Source organism: Pseudorhodoferax sp. Leaf274, assembly GCF_001422445.1.
Lineage (GTDB): Bacteria > Pseudomonadota > Gammaproteobacteria > Burkholderiales > Burkholderiaceae_C > Pseudorhodoferax.
Map to the genome: position 1 here is coordinate 1 of NZ_LMNA01000022.1, position 3,915 is coordinate 3,915.

General features: G+C 59.5%; 2 protein-coding genes. Both read right to left on the bottom strand.

All coding sequences use genetic code 11. From position 1 onward, the window contains the following. Positions 1-439: 439 nt before the first annotated feature. Positions 440-1,150: a response regulator transcription factor gene (locus ASF44_RS31175; protein ID WP_082524856.1), complete on the bottom strand. Its 711-nt coding sequence runs from the start codon at positions 1,148-1,150 to the stop codon at positions 440-442. A gap of 1,468 nt (positions 1,151-2,618) precedes the next feature. Continuing rightward, positions 2,619-3,915, bottom strand: a 1,297-nt coding sequence (locus ASF44_RS17180; RefSeq protein ID WP_369820936.1) for an IS5 family transposase, incomplete at its 5' end; no start/stop codon positions are given.

Consider the following 3,915-nt stretch of genomic DNA (forward strand, 5'->3'; position numbering starts at 1 on the left):
TCAGCCCGATGCAGTTCGAACAACGCTGGTTGGCGGCGCAGCGCAAATCTGCCGCTTGAAGATCGGGCTACGCACTCCGGTTTTCAGGGGCAACCTCACTCTTCGAATGTGCTGACTCGATCCGTTTTGACTAGATACGCTGGATACATCCCCCAGGCGGCCCACATGGGCGCCGCATGAGCACGCGTTCCTGCATCGAGATGACAATTGGTGCAGGACAGGGCATTGCCGCTGAAGCGTCGCGCGTAAGTCGGGGTGTCGGTGAAGATCCAAAAGCCGAACTGGACGAGCTGAGAGTGTTTGCCGGGACGGAGCGCTTGCAGGTCGGGCGGCATCGGGACGTTCGGGTCGGCGTGGAGTGCGCAAGGTATCAGCACAAGCACGCCGGCGAGGGCAGCTGCGAGGCGAACTCCACGGTTTTTTCGCAACACTTGGTGACTCATGGGTTCTTGGTGAGAACCGACACTTCAGGCTGGAAGCCCGACCAGCCTGCATTGGCAAGTCCACTGAATCTGGCGATCACCTCTCCCCGAGAATGAACCTGGAATTTCTTCATGATGCCGCTGACATGCAACTTCACGGTATCAGGCAAGATTCCTAACTGCTTGGCGATGCGCTTGTTGGAGTATCCCTTGGCGAGCCATTCTAGCACTTCTAACTGGCGTGGCGTCAGGCCCTCAAAACGTTTATCGAGCATATATCTACCAACTGTTTGCTGACCGGCTCGATGCTCCATGGGACCGTGGCAGTGGTCGAGCAGATGCTGCAGTTCTCGTTCGAATTGGCAAAACGGTGCCGACTTCGAGACAAATGCAACTGCGCCCATTGTCAAGCATTGAGAAGCGATTGCAGGTTGCTCATGCTCGGAGATCACGGCCACCGAAGTGCCTTGATGAAAAGCTCGTAAATGGCTCAGAGCGGCTATTCCGCTCTGATCCGGCAGTCCCAAATCCAGCAAGACCAGATCGAACACGGTCTCCGCGCAAGCCTCCAGCGCGCTTCTTACGGAACCTGACTCATGAATGATGGAGTGTGGACCCCAACTGCGAATGATCTGCGCAAGACTCTTGCGCATCACGGGGTGATCGTCAACGATCAAAACAACACGGGGTCGCGCGATGGGCGCGCATGCTCCTAAAAAACAGTCCATCCCTACTCGCCTGCATGCTATGACTAGCGGCAAGCCCTCATTGTTCTTTGTTATTCATCGCAGGCGTATTTCGCCATGCAGTTTTTGAGGTGTCGGCCCCGCTAGCAATGCCCCGTACTACGAGGAGAACCGTACCTCCCGGTCTTTGCTCACCGCTTCGATGGTTAAGAGCTCCGCCTTTCTTTTTGCTATCACGGTCATGAGGCAAGCCACGCCGAGATGAACGAATCGTCCGTAATGTGGCAATTGGTCATCGCGCTTATTTGTGTGTACAAAGTTAACTTTTTTTCGCATTGTTCCCGATCCGGTGCCATCTGATCAAGTGTTCTTTTAAGTTTGTTTGGTTGTGTAGTCAGCAGAGTTGGGGAAGGTCTGCATAAATGCCGCCGCGATGTGCTGAGCGGCCGCTGGTGTGGTGGCCGACGCCAATTTGAGCCGCATGCCGATCCACAGGTGAGCCAGCCAAAACAGGCTTCCTGCGGCCCTTCTCTTCGACTTCGGCCTGCACAGCATGGCTCACTAGGACCTCGGCGCAGGGCTCAAATCCGCGTCGGCGCCAACACTTGTAGTCAGCGGTTTAGTTCAACGTTGTATGTCGATCGTTCACGATTTCTGCGCAAGTTTTGAGCATTCGTCTCATCTCCTGATGCGCTTGGGTGGCGCGCGTGATCATCATGCCACCCTAACTCGCTGTACGCGAGTCGCCGATTTCATCTCTCTTGCGTACACTGCTGTTGTCCCAAGTTCGTCCCAGTGCGGCCCGGCGGAGCGCGTGACGTGGCTGTGGTAAGGGGCCATGCGGCGCACATGCGCCCGTGGCCGGGGACACCAACCCATTGCGGAACGACATTGAAGTTCGGCATTTGGCACGGATATGTTATTGATTCCATGTGATCGCGCGAACTATGCGCCATGGATGTTTGGTTGCGCGCGCCACTGAACATTGGTTTGTACTGGATTTGCGCCACTGAACATGGGTTGATTCGGGGGCAGCGGGTGACGAGATCAGCGACAGGAGAGTCGTGGGAGGCTGCAAAGGGCCCCACTCCGGACCCTCGCAGTCGCCAGGCGCAGCCGTTCAAATAGCGCTGTCCGCGGCTGTTGCCGATCTCTTTAAGACTTCGGGACTGTAGTCGTCGTGGTTGAGACTGGTGCAACTTCTTTACAAGCGCCGCGCCCACTCATCCCGTCAAAACACGTGACATATCCGGTCTTCGATATGAACGAGCTCGAACTTGAGGCTGAGAAGTCGCGCGCCTTGATAGCCAGGTCTTGTGCCTTCCTGCATAATACGAACAGCGCGTTCATTTGGCATTCCGCCTGCGCACCGGCCCTTTCTGTATCGGAAAAAATCGAGGCAAGTATTTCGCGGTGTTCTGACTCCTGCACCTTAAGCCATATTGCCGGACTTACTAGTGGCGGAAGCGCTCGCTCACCAGTAGATAGTCCGCCCTGAACAATTCCGTTCTCAGCCGCAGGCGGGTCGGCCGTCACCAGGCGCGGCCAGCAGTGCAGCGATGACCGTCTGCATGGACAGCCGGAAGCGAGCGCAACAAAGCCGCAGCGCGGCCAGGATCATTCGCAGGTTGTGCCCAGCACCGCACATCACCGCGTGCAGCGCATCGCCCAGCGCGCCTTTGAGCGGATTGCGGCCCAGCCGCCCGTCCATCTTCATGTGCCCGATGGCCGGCTCGATGGCGCTGCGCCGCTTGATCATGGCCTTGAGCGTCCTGGTGACGCCGCGCCGCTGCCCCGAGCGCAGGATGCGCACGCCTTCGATCTCCACGCCCCGGTAGCCCTTGTCCACGATGGCCGTGGTGGGCAGCCTGTCCGTGCCGGTGAGGATGCCCACCTGCTCCAGCGTCTCGGCCAGCGTGTGGCCGTCGTAGGGGTTGCCGGGCATGGAGCGCATGCCCACCACCAGGCCTTCCTTTAGCGTGGTGGCGATGCTGACCTTCACGCCGAACTCGTAGGGCGTCCTGGCTTTGCCTTTGCTGATGCATTCGACCTCGGGCGCGTGCAAGGCGTACAGCTTGTTCTTGTCCTTCGTGCGCTGGGTCAGGATGCGGCCGGTGCGCTGTAACAGGTCCTGCACCTTGGCCTTGGCCGCTTCGGGCAGTACGTGCAGTTGGCGTTGCACCTCGCGGTGCACGCGGCCCACGCGGGTGCGCAGCGTGCGCACGGCCTTCTTCATGCGCTTGAACTGCTTGGCATGCGCGTAGCGCCCGATCTGTGCGGCCAGCCGCGGTGCCACGCGGTTGTAGTTCTGGCGCAGCCGCAGTCCGTTGTCCTCGGCCGCCTTGACCAGGTGCTGGCGGCTCTTGTCCAGCAGGCGGCTGTCGGTGGGATGGGCGATGCCTTTGGGCATGACGGTGGTGTCCACGATCACCTGCTGCGTGCTGGACTTCTGCACGACACCACCACGCCGGGCGGCCTCAATGCTGGCCGCCAGCAGCGTCTCCACGCCTTCTTCTCCGACACGCTTTCTCCAGCGCGTCAGGCTGGACGGGTCGATGGGCAGTTCGGTCTGCAGGTAGGTCTCGCCGCAGAAGAACTGCCAGTACGGGTTCTCCACCCAGGTGTTGACCACCGCCTCGTCGGAGGCATCGAAGGTGTGCTGCAGGTACAGCAGCCCGGCGACCAGACGCGCCGGCAAGGCGGGCCGCCGTGAGCGTCCAGTCTGCCCACCTTGATTCCTGTGAGAAGCGAAGGATGCTCTTCTCCACCTAATTCTTGGTGGAGAAATGGACACTACCGTAGCCCTC

Excerpts from the sequence above, each read along its gene's own strand:
- ASF44_RS31175 (WP_082524856.1), bottom strand. The coding sequence starts at position 1,150 with ATGGACTGTTTTTTAGGAGCATGCGCGCCCATCGCGCGACCCCGTGTT.